The sequence below is a fragment of the Asanoa sp. WMMD1127 genome (assembly GCF_029626225.1).
Taxonomy (GTDB): domain Bacteria; phylum Actinomycetota; class Actinomycetes; order Mycobacteriales; family Micromonosporaceae; genus Asanoa.
The window spans coordinates 4118339-4135614 of sequence record NZ_JARUBP010000001.1; the positions used below are offsets into that span (position 1 = coordinate 4118339).

A 17276-nucleotide genomic window follows, 5' to 3' on the forward strand; every position below is an offset into this window, starting at 1 on the left:
GGGATGCGGGATCGCGCAGGCCCGACTACGGTCGGGCGATGGCCCTAATCGGTCAACCAGCAGGAGGCGGCGCGGGTGCGACGCCCGCTCCCGGCTGGGCCGGCGTCAGCACGGTCACTCTCCGCGAGCTGTCCGAAAAGCACGACCTGACCGCGGTACGCCGGTGCGACAGCCACGTCCTCGTGCTGGTCACGGTCGGCCACGGTCAGCACGAGATCGACTTCCGCACGTACCCGTGCCGGCCTGGGACCCTGCTCTGGGTCCGGCCCGGCCAGGTGATCCGGTTCGGTGGCAACGCCGGCCTCGACGCGATCGTCGTCTGCTGGGAGCCGGCCGCGGTCGCCGAGGTCGCCGACGACCCGGCGCTGCTCGACGGCGGCCTGGGGCCCGCCTACTGGCAGCTCGCCGGCGAGGACGAGGACGCCGTCATCAACGAGGTGAGCCAGCTCGTCGTCGACTGCCAGCGCCACAAGTCCGGGACCCTCGCCGCCGGCCTGCTGCGCCATCAGCTCGCCGTGCTGCTGCTGCGGATCGCGCTGCTGCCGGGCCGCGCGCCCGCCGAGCGCAACGACGCGTACGTCCGGTTCCGTCTGGAGGTCGAGAAGGACTTCACCCAGACCCGGCGGGTCGAGGAGTACGCGGAGCGGATGGGCTACTCCGTCCGCACGGTCACGCGGGCCTGCCTGGCCGCCACCGGACGCAGCGCGAAGCAGGTCATCGACGACCGGGTGACGCTCGAGGCGATGCGGCTGCTCGCGGTCACCGAGGACCCGATCGCCGACATCGGCCGCCGGCTGGGTTTCCCGGAGCCGACCAATTTCGGCCGCTTCTTCCACCGCGAGGCCGGCACCAGCCCGGGCGCGTTCCGGGCCGCGCAACGGTCCGGGCCGCGGGGCGTGCTGCCGACCCAGCGGCGGGGTTCGCCGGCAGATCTCCACGGGCGGCCCGCGCCGCGGATCGCCGGCGAGGCATGATGGTCCCGTGCAGATTTCGGCGCGTGGCGACTACGCGGTCCGGGCGGCACTGAGCCTGGCCGCGGCGTACCCGTCGGTCATGTCGGCCCAGGCGTTGGCCGCCGACCAGGACATGCCGCGCAAGTTCCTCGAAGCGGTCCTCGCCGACCTGCGCCGCGCGGGCATCGTGCGCGCGCAGCGCGGCGCCGAGGGCGGCTACACGCTGACGCAACCGCCCCGCGAGGTGACGATCGGCGCGATCCTGCGCGCGGTCGACGGCCCGCTCGCCGGAGTGCGCGGCCTGCGCCCCGAGGAGACGGCCTACGAGGGATCGGCCGAGAACCTGCCCCGGGTCTGGGTCGCGGTGCGGGCCGCCGTGCGCGAGGTGGTCGACGAGACGACGCTGGCCGACGTGCTCAGCGGCAAGCTGCCGGCCCACATCCGCAAACTCACCACGCTTCCCGACGCCTGGCAGCCGCGCTAGCCCGCTGACGCCACGCACCGCACCCCCGTCAACGCGATCCCGGCCCGCCGCTCGTCGTCCTCGTCGAGGCCGAGATCGGCGAAGAAGTACGGCGCGGCGGCGAGCGAACGCACCACGAACCGCCGGCGCAGCGCCGCGACGATGCGGTCGGCCCGGTGCAGGCCCTCCGCCGCGGCCCAGCCGTCGAGGTAGTCCGCCCAGGCCAGTCCCGACTCCCGCCACCGGGCCGCGTGCCGGTGCAACCACCCGTCGCCGCCGGCCGGGAGCCGGTCGAAGCACCAGCGGGCCGTCCGCTCGTCGAAGCGTTCCCGCGCCCACTCGACCACCACCACCGTGCCGCCCGGTCGCAGCGCGCCGGCGATCCGGTCCACCATCACGTCGAGGTCGGCAACGTGGTGCAGCGATGTGCACGCCACCACCGCGTCGACGGGTTCGGGCGCCGCGAAGCGTTCGAACTCCATCTGATGGAACCCCGCGCCCGCCGGTGCCTCCGGATCGACCCCGTCGGCGGCATGGCCGGCGGAGAGCAGCGCGGGAACGAACCCACCCGACGGTCCGCAGCCGATCTCGACCACCCGGGCCGGCGCCGGCGGCAGCGCGGCCCGCACGAACGGCCAGGTCGCGTCCAGCCACCGCCGGGTCGGCTCCGCCGTCATCGTTCGTCCACGACCTCGGCCGTCTCGACGCCCGTGACGGTGACCAGGGCGAACGCCTCGCCCGCGACGGGCAGTCGGGCCGCGGCGGCCGCCTCCACGTCGGCGACCGAGTTCCAGGACCAGGTGTCGGTCCAGGTTCCCTCCTCGTCCTTCGTGAGGCGGGTGGCGGTCGGGCCCGCGAACCCGGCACGGACGCTGGCGATCAGCTCCGCCCGCTTGGCCAGCAGTCCGTCGGTGTCCGAGGTGTTCGCGGTGAACCGGGTGACACGCACGATCGACATTTCCGATCTCCTCGCTAGAGTTGCTCACTAGTGACTGACTCTAGAGTTACACTAGGGCGGTGACGAGCGTCAAGGGCAAGGCAGCGAACCGGCGTACGGCCAAGGCGCGCGAGACGCGCACCCGCATGCTGGATGCGGCGCGGGAGCTGTTCGTGGAGCGAGGCTACGGCGCGACGACGCTGGCCGAGGTGGCCGAAGCCGCCGGCGTGGCGGTGCAGACGATCTATTTCACCTTCGGCAACAAGCGGGCGCTGCTCAAGGAGATGGTCGACGTCACCATCGCCGGTGACGACGAGCCGGTGGCCACCATGGACCGCCGGTGGTTCCAGGACGCGCTGGCCGCCCCGACCGCCGCCGCGCAGCTCCGCGCCCAGGTGGCGGGCTCCTGCGCGACGCTCGACCGGGTGGCGCCGATCATCAAGATGCTCACCCTCGCCGCGTCCAGCGACCCCGAGATCACGGGGCTGTGGCCCGACGCCGACCCGCGCTACACGGTGCTCTCGACCTCGGCGGCCGCCCTCGTGGCGAAGCCCGACGCCAGGCCCGGCGTCACCGCCGCCGACGCCGCCGACCGGCTCTACGCGATCCTCTCGCCGGAGCTCTACCTGATGCTGGTGCGCGAGCGGGGCTGGTCGCCGGAGCGCTACACGGAATGGGCGTTCGACACGCTGCGTCCACAGCTCTGCGCTTAGGGCCTATCCGGTGGATCATGCCGGCGCTCCGGCGGGCCCAGACGACGACCGACCGCACGTGGGGAGGGGCCGGATACAACACCGGTATCCGACCCCTCCCCACGCACGCCCGGACGCCGCCTGGACCTCGCCGGAGCACCACCCTGACCCACCGGATAGGCCCTAGCGGGAGCGGAGGCAGGATGGCACCATGCCGACCGACGACACCGCCGCCATCGAGCGGCTGATCCGCGACTGGGCAACGGCCGTGCACACCGGTGACCTCGACACGGTGCTCGCCGACCACGCCGACGACATCGTGATGTTCGACGTGCCACCGCCGTACGCCGGGGTCCGTGGCCTGGCCGCCTATCGCGAGACCTGGCCGCCGTTCTTCGAGTGGCAGCGGCAGGGCGCGGAGTTCACGATCGAGTCACTCGACGTCACGGCCGGTGACGACGTGGCCTTCGTGCACGCCCTGCTCCGCTGTGGCACCGCCGCCGAGCTCGAGGCGAAGCCGGAGATGCGGCTGCGGCTCACCGTCGGCCTGCGCAAGCGCGACGGTCGCTGGCAGGTCACCCACGAGCACCACTCGTTCGCCGACGACAGCGCGAGCTGACACCGTCCACATCGGATGGTCCGGGCCGGCCGGTTCGGCGGTACGGTGATGCGATGGAGTTTCAGGATGTCGTCCGCAAGCGGCGGATGGTGCGCAGCTACGATCCCGACCGGCCGGTGCCCGCCGAGGTCGTCGACCGGATCGTCCGCAACGGGCTGCGCGCCCCGTCGGCCGGCTTCTCGCAGGGGTGGGGCTTCCTGGTCCTCGACCAGCCCGCGGACCTCGACCGCTTCCGGGCGGCGATGCACCGCTCGGCCGAGCCCGAGAAGTGGTTCGCGTCGCAGTTCGCCGCTCCGCTGCTGATCGTGCCGTGCTCGCACAAGGACGCCTACCTCGACCGTTACGCGCAGGCCGACAAGGGCCACGAGGACCGCTCCGACGCCTGGTGGCCGGCGCCCTACTGGGACATCGACACCGGCATGGCGTCGCTGATGATGCTGCTCACGGCCGTCGACGCGGGGCTCGGCGCCTGCTTCTTCGGCATGCCGATCGACGCGATCGAGCCGTTCAAGGACGAGTTCGGCGTGCCGGCCGGCTTCACCCCGATCGGCGCGATCTCGGTCGGCTACAGCGACGAGCCGCCGCGCGACCTCAAAGGCCGCCGCCGGCCGACCGACGACGTCGTCTTCCGCGGCCAGTGGGGGGAAGCTGGTTAGGCTTCCGCCGGCGGGAACGCCGGCCCCCAGTCCGCCAGCATGGCGGTGCGCAACGCCTGCCCGTCGGTTACGAACGGGCACAGCAGAGACTCGGTGACGCTGAGTCGGGCCGCATGGTCGACCACGCGGAGGACCGCCGCGAGGGGAATCCATCGCCATCCCTTCCGGCCGCCCTGCCACGCCGACAGCAGCATGCCTCTTCCCTGCCGCGAACCACCGCCATCGCCTTCCGGATCGAAGACGCCGTCCACGATGCCGACGAAGACTCCGCTGATGTCGATCACCGCCATGCCCGCCCGGACATCGTTCATGTCAGGCTCTCCTCCCGCCGGGAACTGCGCACCCTTGGTTCGCGGTTGCTGGCCTGAACGGATGCACAAGCGTCGCGAAAAGTGCGGGAGCGGAGAAGATCAGCTGACCAGCACCGGGTCGCTCTCGTTGTTGGCGCGGTCGAGCGACGTCACGCAGTAGTTGCCCGCCGGGCCGATCCAGCTCGGCAGGTCGCTGGCCCGGACCGTGGCGACCAGGCTGGCCTTCTGCGCCTCCGGGTCGGCCAGATAGATCGCGTAGCCGGTCACGTCGTCGACCGGGCGCCAGGTCAGCACCGTGCGGTCGCCGTCGCGCCGGGCCCCGGTCGGGGTCGGCGCCGGCGGCCGCGCGTCGCGCAGCCGGGTGACGGTCGGCACCAGGGCGGGCGCCGCGTAGTGCGCGTCGCGATAGCGGGTCACGGCGCCGAGCCGGTCCGCACGCACCTGCTTGGCGCTGAAGTGGATGCTGCCGCTGACCCCGTAGCGGTCGTTGAGCGTGAGCTGCCGGTCGAGCTCCGTCGGCTTGCTCCACGGCCCCGGCTCGCCGACCCGGTAGTCGGCCTGCCCGACGTAGAGCTGCACGCCGGTGTCCTTGACCGTGTCGGCCCACCAGGGCAGCAGCTTCGCGTAGTCGGCCTTGTCGAACCCGATGTTCCAGTAGAGCTGCGGGACGATGTAGTCGAGCCACTTCTCCCGTACCCACTTGCGGGTGTCGGCGTAGATGGCCTCGTAGCTCTCCAAACCCTTGGTCGGTGAGCCGGCCGGGTCGGACGCCTTGTTGCGCCAGATGCCGAACGGGCTCAGGCCGAAGCGTACCCACGGCTTGGATTCGCGGATCCGCTGGCTGATCTCCTGCACGAAGGTGTCCACATTGGCCCGTCGCCAGTCGCCGCGGGACATGCCGCCGCCGTAGCGCGCGTAGCTGCGGTCGTCGTTGAACTCGTGCCCTTCCGGGTACGGGTAGAAGAAGTCGTCGAAGTGCACACCGTCGATGTCGTAACGTTTGACCGCGTCGAGGATCGCGTCCTCGACGTGCCGCCGCGCCTCGGGCACGCCCGGGTCGAAATAGAAGCGACTGTTCCGCGTGCCCTCCGGGAACGCCACCGCCCACTCGGGGTGCTTGCGCAACGGGTGGTCCGGCGCCAGCTTGGCGAAGTCGGCGCCGGCGCCGCCCGAGGTGGCCGGCTGGCTGCCCCGATAGGGGTTGAACCAGGCGTGGAACTCGAGGTTGCGGGCGTGCGTCTGCTCGATCATCCAGGCCAGCGGGTCCCAGCCCGGGTCCTTGCCGCGCTCGCCGGTCAGCCATTCCGACCACGGCGCGTACGCGGACGGCCAGAACGCGTCACCGCTGGGTCGGACGTGCACGAACATCGCGTTGTGGTTCATCTTCTGCGCGAGGTCGAGCCAGCCGAGGAACTCGGCCTTCACCTTGGCCTCGGGCAGCCCGGGCCGGCTCGGGAAGTCGATGTTGCTGACCGTGGTGAGCCACATCCCGCGCAGCTCGCGCTTGGCGACCAGGCTGCGCGCGTCGCAGGTGAGTGACACCCCGGCGGGGTCGTCGTCGGCTGAATCGGAGCTGCCACCGAGCAGTGTGATGCCGGCCGGCACCGTCACCGCGAGAACGACGACCACCAGCCCGATGAGCAACCGACGCTGCACGGCCACGACGCTAGGCCCACGATGTGGACGTGGTCAACGTAACAAAGCTGCCCCTAAGAAAAGCAATGCTTTCAGGTATACGGATGACCTTGGGCGGCCCGCCTGGTTGAATCGCACGATGGTCCAGATCCGCCCGATCACGCCGGCCGACGCCGAGCCGTTCGCCGCACTCAACGTCGCCAACCGGGAGTTCCTCGCCCCGTTCGAGCCCGACCGCGCCGAGTCCTTCTACACGCCCGCCGGGCAGTTGGCGATGATCGAGAGTGTGCGGGCGGACCCGCACATGCACCGCTGTGTCATCGAGGCCGACGGCGAGCCGGTCGGCATGATCACGCTGAGCGTCATCGAGCGCGGCCCGGCGCAGTCCGCCAACCTCGGCTACTGGGTGGCCCAGGCGGCCAACGGCCGGGGCGTCGCCTCCGCGGCCACGGCGCTGATGGTCCGCGTGGCGTTCGACGAGTTCGGCCTGCACCGGCTGCAGGCCGGCACGCTGACCGACAACGTGGGTTCACAGAAGGTGCTCGCCCGCAACGGGTTCGAGCGGATCGGCCTCGCCCCGGCCTACCTGCGCATCGCGGGGCGGTGGCAGGACCACATCCTGTTCCAGCTGATCAACGACAAGTGGGAGCCGGCGTGAGGATCACCAGCGGTTCGACCTTCGAGGAGCAGATCGGGTACGCGCGCGCGGTGGTCGACGGCGACCACGTCTGGGTCTCCGGCACCACGGGCTACGACTACGCGACGATGACGATCGCCGACGACGTGGTCGCCCAGTGCGCCCAGGCGATCCGCAACGTCGAGGCGGCCCTGGCCGAGGCCGGCTGCACGCTGGCCGACGTGGTGCGCGTCCGCTACCTGCTGCCGGACCGGGCCGACTTCGAGCCGTGCTGGCCGACGCTGCGGGCGGCGTTCGGCGACGTGCGGCCGGCCGCCACGATGCTGGTCTGCGGGCTGGCCGACCCGGCGATGCGGTTCGAGATCGAGGTCGACGCCCGCCGCCACTAGGGTTGTCTCGTGACACCTCCTGAGCTGCTCGTGGGGACCGACGGACGCTACGCGCGGGAGGTGTTCCACCAGCGCCATCCGACGCTGGTCGACCGGGTCGCCGACGCACACCCCTACACCGCGGCCCAGCGGGCGGCCCTGCGCGCGCTGCTCGACGAGTCGCTGGGCGGGGTGATCGGCCGGCTGCCCGCGGACGCCCCCGACCGGGCCGACTGGGACGCCTGGGACCGCGGCCACTTCGACCGGCCGTGGGCCGACGCGCCGTTCCTCTGGGCCGAGAGCTACTTCTACCGGCGGATCCTGGACGCGGTCGACTACTTCCGGCCGGGGCCGTGGCAGGGGGTCGACCCGTTCCGTCCGATGAAGGACGCGGAGCTGGCCGACCCCGACCTCGAACGCGACTTCGCCTGGGCCGCCGACCTGCCGGCGGCGCCCACCGAGGCCGGTCTCGCCACCGTGGTGCGCGCGGCGGTCTTCGGCAACCGGGCCGACATCAGCTTCCGGATGCAGGAGCCGGCATCGGCGGCCGACCCGGCCGCGCCGGACGAGCTGCTGGCCGACGACACCGGAGCACTGCGGGCCGCGTTGCGCACGCCGGGGCCGGTCTGCCTGGTCGCCGACAACGCCGGCCGCGAGGTGATGGCCGACCTCGTGCTCGCCGGGTGGCTGCTCGACACCGGCCTCGCCGACCGGGTCACCCTGCACGTCAAACCCTTGCCCTACTACGTCTCCGACGCCACGGCGTCCGATGTGGACGCGGCTGCGGCCCGGCTCGGCCGGCCGATGGACAAGCGCATCGCCGTGCGTACGCACCCGTTCTGGTGCGCCCCGCTGGACTTCCGCGCGCTGCCGCCGGACCTCACCGCCGACCTGCGCGCGCACCGGGTCGTGCTGGTCAAGGGCGACCTCAACTACCGCCGGCTGGTCGGCGACCGCGACTGGGAACCGACCACGCCGTTTCCCGCCGCGGCCACCGACCTGGGCGTGCCGGTGGTCGCGCTACGCACCTGCAAGTCGGAGGTGGTGGTCGGGCTCCACCGGGCCACCGTCGCCCGGCTCGACGCCGCGGAACCGCGCTGGCGGGTCAGTGGCCGGCACGGGTTGGTGCAGGCGCGCTGACCCGGCTCGCGAGGTCGACCAGGACCTCGCCGCCGTTCGGCGACATGCTGAGCACCTGACCGCGGGGGTTGAGCCGGTCGTCGGCGGCGTAGCGCTCGGCCAGCTCCGCCGACGCCCGCTCGTCGCCGGCGTCGGCGGCCAGCAGCAGCCCGGCGACCTCGTCGGTGAGGACCGCGCCGGCCTCATCGAGATGGTCCGACATGCCGCCCCAGATGTCCCAGAGCAGCAGCTCGTCGCCCTGCCGGGCCGCGAGCTCGCCGATCACGTAGCCATGGATCAACCAGGGACCGCGGATCGGCATGGACGGGTCCACGCCGTAGGTCTCGGCGTCGATCTCGCCGCGCCGGTAGGCCGTCCAGACGGCGGCCGCGGTGGCGAACGGCGTGCCGACGCCCTCGGGCCGGGGCATGTCGTCGGGGTCGAACGGCCAGTCGCCGGGGCCGATCTGCGGGTCGACCAGCACCCAGCGGTCGCCGTTCCAGTAGTCGACGACGACGTGGTCGTGGTGCCAGCCGGGCACGAAGAAGTAGTCGGCGAAGCCGATCCGGACCCGCGCCGGCACGCCCTGGTGTCGCAGCGCCGACACGGTGAGCAGCGAGAAGTCGCGGCAGCAGCCGCCGACCCGTTGGTCGGGCGCCCGCGGCACGTCCAACGGGCAGTCGTGCCGGGCCTGGTCGGTGGCGAGGAGGCGGTCGATCCAGCGGTGGTTGATGTCGTCGGCGTGGTCGGCGGGCAGCGTCACGGTGGGGTCGCGGTAGTGGGTGATCACGTTGCGTACCACCGCGGTCAGCTCACGTGGGTCGGTGGGGAGCTTGTCGAGCAGATGCGCGTACGCCCCCGGGTCGCTGTACGCGGTCTGTCGGGTGAGGTTCATCGGATGTCACTCTCCATTGTGGTCCTGACGGGAACGGCGACGTGGACGAACGGGTCGGCGTCGCCGATGTCGCACCATTCGGCGAAGTAGATCTCGCGAGGCGCCCCGACGGTCGGCAGTCCGGCGCCGCGCACGTGGTCGGTGACGTCGTCGTACGCGAGCATGATCTTGGGGTAGAAGCAGTCGCCGCGGGGCACGGTGGCCGCGGCCAGCGTCTGGGCCGGCTCGACCCGGATGACGATGTCGTCGCCCGGCTCGACCGTGCCGGTGAACGGCACGCAGACCTCGACCGTGGCCTCACTGTCGGGCGTGACGTGGCCGTGGAACAGCAGCCACCGCTCGCCGGCCGGCTCGGCGCCCGCCGCCCGGATGTGCGCGCCGATCTCGGCGGTGCAGGCCAGCATCGTCGGCACCAGGCTCTGCTGGTCGCAGTCCCGGGTGATGCCGGCGACCTTGGTCCGCGGTCGCTGGAGCAGCCGCACCGGGTACGGCGTGCGGGCCGGGCCGCTCCTGGTCAGCTGCCCGCGCAGGTAGTCGACGCTGGACCGGCGGGACTGGGCCTGCGCCTCCTGCGCCTGCCACCACCGGTCGAGCCGGATCGCCGCCTCGGTGTCGTCGCCGGCCAGCACCTCCGCCACGACAGCGAGCGGCATGTCGAGCTGGCGCAGCAGACTGATCCGGCGGGCCCGGTCGACCTGCTCGGGGCTGTAGCGCCGGTAGCCCGTGGCCGGATCGACGCTGGCCGGCCGGAGCAGCCCGGACACCTCGTACAACCGCAGTGCCTTTGGTGACAAACCGGTCCGCCGGCCGAACTCACCGATGGTCAGGTCGCGCACGTCCATGCGGCCAAGTCTTCACCTTGCCCAAGGGTCAAGGTAAAGACCGCAACGCATTGGGTATCCGGATGCGTCTCTCTAATAAGCGACGGGGAGGACGCTGATGCCGCCGGAGGAGTCAGGTTCGAAGCCCAGGAACTCGAAGCCCAGGAACTCGAAGCCCACGAAGAGGTCGCGGTTCGGCGCGCTGCCGCGCTGGACCCGGGTCTGCGTGATCCTGGGCGCGGTTCTCATGGTCGTCAGCGGCGGCCTGCTCGTCACGTCGCAGGCGCTGCTCGCCCGCTACGAAGGCGCGGTCACCACCGAGGACCTGTTCGGCGAGGGCGACGACGTCAAGCCCCGCGAGAGCGACATCAAGGGGCCGCTCAACATCCTGCTGGTCGGCATCGACCCGCGCGAGGCCACCCAACTGCCGCTGGCCGACTCCATCATGATCATGCACGTTCCGGCCGGGCTCGACCGCGGCTACCTGTTCTCGCTGCCGCGCGACCTGCTGGTCGAGATTCCGGCGTTCCCGAAGTCCGACTACCGGGGCGGGCGCGACAAACTCAACGCCGCGATGGCGCTGGGCAGTCGCGTGCCGGGCGGCGGCAACCCTGACCGCGCCAAGGGTTTCGAGCTGCTGTCGAAGACGGTCACCAACTACACCGGCATCCAGCGGTTCCACGCCGGCGCGATCGTCAACTTCAACGGCTTCAAGAAGATCGTCGACGCCATGGGCGGGGTCGTGATGACCGTCGACCAGGACGTCGTCTACTCCGAGCACCTGAAGCCCGACGGGACCCACCGGCCCAACAACGGCTGCGGCTGCGAGCACCCCTACTACGGGCCGCGGGCGAAATACACCAAGGGCACGCACAAGTTCAAGGGCTGGCAGGCGCTGGACTACGTGCGGCAGCGCTACGGCGTCAAGGACGGCGACTACGGCCGGCAGCGGCACCAGCAGCAGTTCGTCAAGGCCATGGCCCAGCAGGCGTTGAGCAAGGACGTGCTGACCGACCTGCCCAAGCTCGACCGGGTGATCCGGGCGGCGGGGGAGTCGCTGGTGTTCAACGGGCGCGGCCACAGCGTCGCCGACTTCGGGTTCGCGCTGCGCGGCATGCGCGAGGACGCGATCACGATGGTCAAGCTCAAGGGCGGCACGGTCCGGAACTCCAGCGGTGGGTACGCGGGTGAGGGGCTGCAGCCCGAGGCGAAGCAGTTCTTCGCGGCGATCCGGGGCGGCACGGTCGACGCGTTCATCGCCGCCAACCCGGAGATGGTCAACAGGTAGCCTTCCGGGAATGTCGGAGAGCCGGATCCGCGACACGTACGACACGGTGGCCGCGGCGTACTTCGCCGCCCTGCGGGACGAGCTGTCGGGCAAGCCGGTCGACCGGGCGTTGCTCGACGCGCTGCTCGAACTGTGTCCGGGCATCGTGGCCGACGTCGGCTGCGGTCCGGGGCACGTGACCGGTTATCTGGCCGCACGGCACCGCGCTGTGGTCGGCGTCGACCTGTCGCCGGCGATGGTGGAGATCGCCCGGGGCGCGTACCCCGGCCTGAGCTTCGAGGTCGGCTCGATGCTCGACCTGCCGGTCGCCGACGACGCGTGGTCGGGGATCGTGGCGTTCTACTCGATCATCCATCTGCCGCCGGTTGCGCGGGCGCGGGCGTTCCAGGAGTTCGCGCGGGTGCTGGCGCCGGGCGGATGGGCGCTGGTGGCGTTCCACGTCTCGGCCTCGGACCAGCCGCCGGGCAGCACCCACCACCTCGACTCGTGGTTCGGCTCGCCGGTCGACCTGGACGCGTTCTACCTTTCTCCGGCCGCGGTGGCGGACGACCTGGTCGCGGCCGGGTTCTCGGTGATGGCCAGCACCGAGCGGGCGCCGTTGCCCGGCGTCGAGTACCCCAGCCGGCGTTGCTATCTGCTAGCCCAGCTGGACGCGTAGCGCGGGCAGGCGCCAGGTGGCCGGGTCCGGAATCCGCTGCGGCGCGCCCACCAGCGTCAGGTGGGGATAGCGCTCGAACAGCGCGGTCAGGGCGACCTCGGTCTGCACCCGGGCCAGCGGCGCGCCGAGGCAGAAGTGCGGGCCGTGGGCGAAGCTGAGGTGCGGGTTCTGGGCGCGGCGCACGTCGAAGCGGTCGGGATCGGTGAACGCGCGGGGGTCGCGGTTGGCGGCGGCCAGCACGGCGGTGACCCGGTCGCCCTTGTGGATCAGCTCACCGCCGAGGTGGAGGTCCTCCTGGGCCTGCCGGGGGATGGTCAGCAGCTGCGGGCCGCACCACCGCAGGAGCTCCTCGACGGCGCCGGGCGCCTCGCCGGCGCGGAAGGCGGCCAGCTGGTCCGGGTGGTCGAAGAGGACGGGCAGGGCGTTGGCGATCAGCAGCGTCGGGGTCTGGCCCGCCAGCACCAGGTGCCAGACGAACGTGACGAGCTCGGCGTCGGTGAGCCGGTCGTCGTCGTGGCTGCGGAGCAGCTTGCTGATGACGTCGGATCCGTGATCCTGGCGACGCCGCGTGGTCGCGGCCCGGGCGCCGTCGACGATGGCGGGGATCGCCTCTGTGAACGCCTCGCCGTGGCCGGCGGCGACCGCCCGGCCGTACTCGCGCCACTGTGGACGGTCGTCGTCGGGGACGCCGACGAGGTCACAGATCACGTCCATGGGTAGGGGAGTGGCGAAGTGGGTGATCAGGTCGACGGTGCCGGCGCTGTCGGCGTGGCGGGCGAGGTCGTCGAGGAGGGCGTCGACGATCTGCTGGAGTCGGGGCCGGCCGGCTGCGGCGCTGCGGGCCGAGAACTCCGGCGTGACCAGTCGCCGCAGCCGGGCGTGCTCGGCCCCGGTCATGTGCTGCATGGTGCGCAGGTAGGGCCGGCAGTGGTCGGGCACGTCGAGGTGCTGGTAGCTCTCCTCGCCGAGCGCCAGCCGAGGGTCGGCCAGCATCGCCCGGGCCTCGGCGTGCCGGGTCACGCCCCAGATGCGGCCGAGGCCCGGTGCTGCGAGGGCCACGACGGGCGCGTGCTCGCGGGCTCGGCCGTACGCGCCGAAGGGGTCGTTCATCAGGTTCGGGTCGTTGAGCTGGATCTCCACCGGCAGTCCTTGGGATGTTAATATCAGATGGTCTCATCATCTGAATGGTGGCGTTATTTTGACACGGACGTTCACGGCGGCGCCACCCCTGGCGTCGCGACCGGTCGCGACGGGGGTGGCATGGCGAGGCTCAGCCGGGCCGAGGCGCAGGAGCGCAACCGGGAGAAGGTGCTGGCGGCGGCGCGGGCGGAGTTCATCGAACGCGGCTACCGCGCGGCCAAGATCGACGCGATCGCCGAGCGGGCCGACCTCACCCGGGGCGCCGTCTATTCGAACTTTCCGGGCAAGCGGGCCCTCTATTTCGCCGTGCTCGCGGCGGCCGCGATGACCGAGCCCGTCGACCCTCCGCTCGGTGTGCCCTCACCCCGGGAGGCGCTCGCCGCGTTCGCCCGCGCCTGGTGCGCCCGGCTGCCGATGTTCACCGACGACGACAACTCCCCGGCCCGGCTGGCCACCGACCTGCTGCCCGAGGTGATGGCCGACGACCAGACCCGCCGGCCGTACGCGCAGCTGATGCGCCTCAACGCGTTGATCCTCGGATTGGCGCTGGAAGGCCTGGAGTTCGCTGACCTGCGCACGCGCACCGGCCGCCGCGTCCGGGTGGCCGAGAGCGCACTGACCACATTGCACGGTGCCAGCCAGCTCGCGGCGGCCGCGCCGGGCTTCGTGGAGCCGTTCGACGTGGTCCGGGTGTGCGGCCAGCTGGCCGACCTCGACCTGGACGACGCCTGGCTGCCGCCCCACCTGCCCTACGCGGTGCGCCCGCGCCCGGTCGACGAGCGCTGGTCCCCGCCCGCCGGCGTGGCCGCCTCCGGTGTGGTGGCGGTGCTGGGCCTGCACCGGCTGGGCTCGGTGGAGGAGGCGGTCCGCACGGTCCCGCCCGGCGTCCCGGTGACGGCCGTGCTGGTGAGCAGCGCGCCGGCCGAGCTGTCACCGCTCGCCCGGCTGGCGTTGGCGGAGGTGGACAGCTGCCTGCGGTCGGCGTTCCCACCCACCGCGTGGTCGCGGCTGGCGATCGTGCACGACGACTCCGGCGCGGTCGCGGCCGCGGCGGGGGTGGCGGCGGTGAGCGACGCGACGGAGGCGGCGGTCCTGGTGCGCGACGGGCGGATCGTCGCGCGGGCCGAGGGCTTCGGCGCCTGTTACGCGGCCGCGACCGCCGCGGGCTGAGCGGACCGCGTCCGCTGCGCGGGCGTGACCGGCGCGCCTTGCCGCGGGGCGATCAGGCCGGCGTCCGCCACGCGGGCGTGACCGGCGCGAGCCGGCGCCTCGCGGCGGGGCGACCGGAGCGCGGGCCGGCGCGGTGGGATCGCTCGTTGCGGGGACCCGCCACTCTGGTGCGCGGGAGGTGGGCCGATGTCGTCCGATGGAGAGCGACCGAAGGCGGTAAGGGTGCCGCCGCGTTGGTTCGTCCGGCTCGCGTGGTCGGTGCACCGCGGCCTGGTCCGGCTGACCGGGCGGCGCGTGGCGTTGTGGCAGCCGCGGGGGCGGCGCTGGGGCACGCTGCGGTTGACCACGACCGGCCGGCGGACCGGCCGCCGGCGCAGCGTGATCGTGGCGTACTTCGAGGACGGACCCAACCTCGTCACGCTGGCCATGAACGGCTGGGGCGAAGGCGAGCCGGCCTGGTGGCTCAACCTGCGCGCCGACCCGGATGCCGAGGTCGAGCTCACCCGCGGCGAACGCCAGGTCCGCGCCCGGGCCGCGACCGGCGCGGAGCGGGAGCGCCTCTGGAACCGATGGCGCGAGCTGGACACCGACCTGGACGGCTACGCGGCCCTGCGCCCGCAGCCAACCGCCGTGGTGGTCCTGGAGCCGCGCGCCTGACCCGGCGATCGCCGCGACCCGCGCGGCGCGCCGGTGGCGGAGGATGGCGAGATGGGCAGGGTGCCGGTTCCACTGCGGGTGGCGTTGCTGCTGGCGCTGGTCGTCGTGCTGCTGCTGGCGGCGGTGTGGCTGCTGCAACGCCGGCTGGTCTACTTCCCGGACCGCACGGCGCCCGCCGCCGTTCCGGGGGTCGCGAACGTCGCGCTCCGCACCAGCGACGGACTGGCGCTGCGGGCCTGGCTGGTCCGGCCGCCGGCCGAGCGGGACCGCAGGATCGCCGTGCTCGTCGCCCCTGGGAACGCCGGCAACCGCGGCGACCGCATGCCGCTGGCTGACGCGCTGGCGGCCGAAGGCCTGACCGTCCTGCTGCTCGACTACCGCGGCTACGGCGGCAACCCCGGCAGCCCGACCGAACGCGGCCTGGCCGACGACGCCCGCGCCGCCAGGCAGGCCCTGCTGCGCGAGCCGGGCATCGCCGCCGACCGCCTGCTCTACCTCGGCGAGAGCCTCGGGGCCGCGGTGGTCACCGCGCTCGCCACCGAACATCCGCCGGCCGGGCTGGTCCTCCGCTCACCGTTCACCAGCCTCGCGGACGTGGGTGGCGCGCACTATCCATGGCTGCCGGTCAGCCTGCTGCTGCGCGACCGGTTCCCGGTGGCCGATCAGATCTCCCGTGTCGAGGCGCCCACGGTGGTCGTCTACGGCACGGCCGACACGATCGTGCCGCCCGACCAGAGCCGCACCGTGGCCGGCCGCGCCGGCGACCTGGCGGGCGTCGTCGCCGTCGAGGGCGCCGACCACAACGACGCCGCCCTCGTGGCCGGTGACGACCTGGTGCGCGCCGTGACGGATCTGGCCCGGCGGGTCTAGGGTCGATCACCTCGCCAGGCCGGACGCAGGGTGCGGGCGATCATCGACGGGCGGACGAGTCGGCTCGACGGGTCCTGAAGGGCAGCGACGCGCAGGAACTGATGGGCCACGACCGGGTCGCGCTCCGCGGCGCCGAGCAGCCGCCTGCTGTAGGCGCCGGCCAGCCGGACGCTCAACGGTCGCCGGCCCGGCACCTCCGGCAGCGCCAGGTCACCGCCGGTCGCGGCCGCCCACGCCGCACCGGCCGGCTTCGCGGCGGCACGGAAGTACCGGCGGGCCAGGTCCTGGTCGCCGGCGGCCACCACGGCGCGGAGCATTTCGGCCTGCCGGGCGGCCACCGACATGCCCAACGCGTACGCCGGATTGGTCGAACAGATGGCGTCCCCGAGCACGAGGAAACCGGGTGGGAAGCGGCGGAGGCGGTCGTAGCGGTGGCGGACGTTCGCCGGGAAGTGGGCCACCACCGGGTCGCCGAGCGGTTCGGCGGCCCGGAGCGCGGAGACCACGTCGGGCGGCGCGAGGGACGCCAGGGCGTCGAGGAGCCGCTCCGGCTCGCGCGGTGGGTGGTGGGCGCCGTAGCCCGAGACGGTGAGGACGCACCGGCCCTCCTCCTGGGCGAACAGCACCATCCCGCGTGCGCGGCCGGGTCGGGCGCTGACACCGACGACCAGCGCCGGCAGGTGGGGCTGGCGGAACTGGCGGGTCACGTACATCAGGTCGATCGGGACCCGCTCCTCGCGTGGCGCCGGGTAGCCGAGCTCCACCAGCCAGTTAGGCGCGCGGCTGCCCCGGCCGGTCGCGTCCACCACCAGGTCGGCGGCGAGGGGCTGCGACAGGCGTACGCCGGTGACGCGACCTCCCTCGGCGGTCAGCCCGGTGGCCGCCACGCCGTCGCGAATGACCACATTGGACAGTTTACGGACCCGGGCGCGAATGTGCGCCTCCAGGCACGGCCGGCTGACGAGGCCGGCGAACGGCTCCGGCGGTGGGCCGCACAGGCGCAACGGCGCCCCGCCACCAGGGGCGAGGCGGAAGGCGGAGAAGTCCCGGACGACCGGTGCGCCGGCCGCCACCATCGACGCGTAGATGCCGGGAAAGAGCCGGTCCACGGCCTCGATGCCGGCGGTGACCAGCACGTGCGCGTGCCGGCCCTGCGGCACGCCGCGCCGTGCGGCCGGCCCGGCCGGCAGGGCATCCCGCTCGACCAGGGTCACCCGTTCGCAGACGGCGCTCAGCGCCCCCGCCGCACACAGCCCGCCGATCCCCGCGCCCAGCACCACCGCGTGTCGCATCGCGGCCACCCCCTCCGACGCGTCGACGCTAGGCGGGCCGGGTGGGCGCGCGCTTCGGTGCGACCACGCACGGACGGGCGCGGACGCGTGGGTGA

At 72.9% G+C, this 17276-nt stretch carries 21 protein-coding genes and 1 pseudogene; 13 read left to right on the top strand and 9 right to left on the bottom strand.

Annotated elements, in window-relative coordinates:
- The first annotated feature begins 38 nt into the window (after window positions 1-38).
- A complete protein-coding gene (locus tag O7635_RS19675; RefSeq protein WP_278081908.1) occupies window positions 39-974 on the top strand; it encodes an AraC family transcriptional regulator in 936 nt (311 codons plus the stop codon).
- A 7-nt stretch (window positions 975-981) separates the two neighbouring features.
- On the top strand, window positions 982-1437 hold the full coding sequence (locus tag O7635_RS19680) for an Rrf2 family transcriptional regulator (protein ID WP_278081909.1): 456 nt from the start codon (window positions 982-984) through the stop codon (window positions 1435-1437).
- Here the strand turns inward: O7635_RS19680 and O7635_RS19685 are convergent.
- Together O7635_RS19685 and O7635_RS19690 are read right to left on the bottom strand one after the other, a co-directional pair.
- Window positions 1434-2093 (bottom strand): methyltransferase domain-containing protein, encoded by a 660-nt coding sequence (locus O7635_RS19685; RefSeq protein WP_278081910.1) that lies wholly within the window; start codon window positions 2091-2093, stop codon window positions 1434-1436. The two genes, O7635_RS19680 and O7635_RS19685, sit on opposite strands and share 4 nt — an antisense overlap.
- Window positions 2090-2374 (bottom strand): hypothetical protein, encoded by a 285-nt coding sequence (locus O7635_RS19690; protein ID WP_278081911.1) that lies wholly within the window; start codon window positions 2372-2374, stop codon window positions 2090-2092. The genes O7635_RS19685 and O7635_RS19690 overlap by 4 nt, the downstream gene beginning before the upstream one ends.
- A gap of 59 nt (window positions 2375-2433) precedes the next feature.
- Between O7635_RS19690 and O7635_RS19695 the strand changes: the two genes are divergently transcribed.
- From O7635_RS19695 to O7635_RS19705, 3 genes and pseudogenes are all read left to right on the top strand, one after another.
- Window positions 2434-3066 (top strand): TetR/AcrR family transcriptional regulator, encoded by a 633-nt coding sequence (locus tag O7635_RS19695; RefSeq protein ID WP_278081912.1) that lies wholly within the window; start codon window positions 2434-2436, stop codon window positions 3064-3066.
- Window positions 3067-3256: 190 nt separating this feature from the next.
- Window positions 3257-3643 (top strand): annotated as a pseudogene (locus tag O7635_RS19700) (SgcJ/EcaC family oxidoreductase); the annotation flags it as partial.
- Between the two features lie 74 nt (window positions 3644-3717).
- A complete protein-coding gene (locus O7635_RS19705) occupies window positions 3718-4320 on the top strand; it encodes a nitroreductase family protein (protein WP_278081913.1) in 603 nt (200 codons plus the stop codon).
- Here O7635_RS19705 and O7635_RS19710 read toward each other — a convergent pair.
- Both O7635_RS19710 and O7635_RS19715 read right to left on the bottom strand, forming a co-directional pair.
- Window positions 4317-4631 (bottom strand): hypothetical protein, encoded by a 315-nt coding sequence (locus O7635_RS19710; RefSeq protein WP_278081914.1) that lies wholly within the window; start codon window positions 4629-4631, stop codon window positions 4317-4319. The genes O7635_RS19705 and O7635_RS19710 overlap by 4 nt on opposite strands.
- Before the next feature lie 99 nt (window positions 4632-4730).
- Window positions 4731-6287: a family 10 glycosylhydrolase gene (locus O7635_RS19715; protein WP_278081915.1), complete on the bottom strand. Its 1557-nt coding sequence runs from the start codon at window positions 6285-6287 to the stop codon at window positions 4731-4733.
- Between the two features lie 118 nt (window positions 6288-6405).
- Here O7635_RS19715 and O7635_RS19720 point away from each other — a divergent pair, with 118 nt between their 5' ends.
- From O7635_RS19720 to O7635_RS19730, 3 genes are read left to right on the top strand one after another with little or no spacing between them, the layout of a single operon-like run.
- Window positions 6406-6924, top strand: a complete 519-nt coding sequence (locus O7635_RS19720) for a GNAT family protein (protein WP_278081916.1) — start codon at window positions 6406-6408, stop codon at window positions 6922-6924.
- Entirely contained in the window at window positions 6921-7292 is a 372-nt protein-coding gene (locus O7635_RS19725; RefSeq protein WP_278081917.1) for a RidA family protein, read from the top strand. Before O7635_RS19720 ends, O7635_RS19725 begins: the two co-directional genes overlap by 4 nt.
- Before the next feature lie 9 nt (window positions 7293-7301).
- Complete coding sequence (locus O7635_RS19730; protein WP_278081918.1) at window positions 7302-8411, top strand: damage-control phosphatase ARMT1 family protein; 1110 nt, start codon at window positions 7302-7304, stop codon at window positions 8409-8411.
- On the opposite strand, the gene O7635_RS19735 is transcribed toward O7635_RS19730, so the two are convergent.
- The 3 genes from O7635_RS19735 to O7635_RS19745 all read right to left on the bottom strand — a co-directional run bounded on the left by O7635_RS19735 (window position 8377) and on the right by O7635_RS19745 (window position 10355).
- Window positions 8377-9285, bottom strand: a complete 909-nt coding sequence (locus O7635_RS19735; protein ID WP_278081919.1) for a transglutaminase-like domain-containing protein — start codon at window positions 9283-9285, stop codon at window positions 8377-8379. The two genes, O7635_RS19730 and O7635_RS19735, sit on opposite strands and share 35 nt — an antisense overlap.
- Complete coding sequence (locus O7635_RS19740) at window positions 9282-10127, bottom strand: MerR family transcriptional regulator (RefSeq protein ID WP_278081920.1); 846 nt, start codon at window positions 10125-10127, stop codon at window positions 9282-9284. Before O7635_RS19740 ends, O7635_RS19735 begins: the two co-directional genes overlap by 4 nt.
- Window positions 10128-10199: 72 nt before the next feature.
- Window positions 10200-10355 carry a hypothetical protein gene (locus tag O7635_RS19745; protein WP_278081921.1) on the bottom strand — a complete coding sequence of 52 codons (156 nt, stop codon included), beginning with the start codon at window positions 10353-10355 and terminating at the stop codon, window positions 10200-10202.
- On the opposite strand from O7635_RS19745, the gene O7635_RS19750 reads away from it, so the two are divergent.
- Together O7635_RS19750 and O7635_RS19755 are read left to right on the top strand one after the other, a co-directional pair.
- A complete protein-coding gene (locus tag O7635_RS19750; RefSeq protein ID WP_347405337.1) occupies window positions 10333-11394 on the top strand; it encodes an LCP family protein in 1062 nt (353 codons plus the stop codon). The genes O7635_RS19745 and O7635_RS19750 overlap by 23 nt on opposite strands.
- Before the next feature lie 10 nt (window positions 11395-11404).
- Entirely contained in the window at window positions 11405-12052 is a 648-nt protein-coding gene (locus tag O7635_RS19755) for a class I SAM-dependent methyltransferase (protein WP_278081923.1), read from the top strand.
- On the opposite strand, the gene O7635_RS19760 is transcribed toward O7635_RS19755, so the two are convergent.
- Entirely contained in the window at window positions 12032-13192 is a 1161-nt protein-coding gene (locus tag O7635_RS19760) for a cytochrome P450 (protein WP_278081924.1), read from the bottom strand. The two genes, O7635_RS19755 and O7635_RS19760, sit on opposite strands and share 21 nt — an antisense overlap.
- A gap of 120 nt (window positions 13193-13312) precedes the next feature.
- On the opposite strand from O7635_RS19760, the gene O7635_RS19765 reads away from it, so the two are divergent.
- The 3 genes from O7635_RS19765 (at window position 13313) to O7635_RS19775 (ending at window position 15889) form a co-directional block, all read left to right on the top strand.
- On the top strand, window positions 13313-14362 hold the full coding sequence (locus tag O7635_RS19765; RefSeq protein WP_278081925.1) for a TetR/AcrR family transcriptional regulator: 1050 nt from the start codon (window positions 13313-13315) through the stop codon (window positions 14360-14362).
- A 186-nt stretch (window positions 14363-14548) separates the two neighbouring features.
- The gene (locus O7635_RS19770) at window positions 14549-15019 is read left to right on the top strand and encodes a nitroreductase/quinone reductase family protein (RefSeq protein ID WP_278081926.1); all 471 of its coding nucleotides are present in this window, start codon (window positions 14549-14551) and stop codon (window positions 15017-15019) included.
- A 51-nt stretch (window positions 15020-15070) separates the two neighbouring features.
- On the top strand, window positions 15071-15889 hold the full coding sequence (locus O7635_RS19775) for an alpha/beta hydrolase (protein WP_278081927.1): 819 nt from the start codon (window positions 15071-15073) through the stop codon (window positions 15887-15889).
- On the opposite strand, the gene O7635_RS19780 is transcribed toward O7635_RS19775, so the two are convergent.
- Window positions 15886-17181, bottom strand: coding sequence for a hypothetical protein (locus O7635_RS19780; protein ID WP_278081928.1), 1296 nt, complete (start codon window positions 17179-17181; stop codon window positions 15886-15888). The genes O7635_RS19775 and O7635_RS19780 overlap by 4 nt on opposite strands.
- Between the last annotated feature and the right edge of the window lie 95 nt (window positions 17182-17276).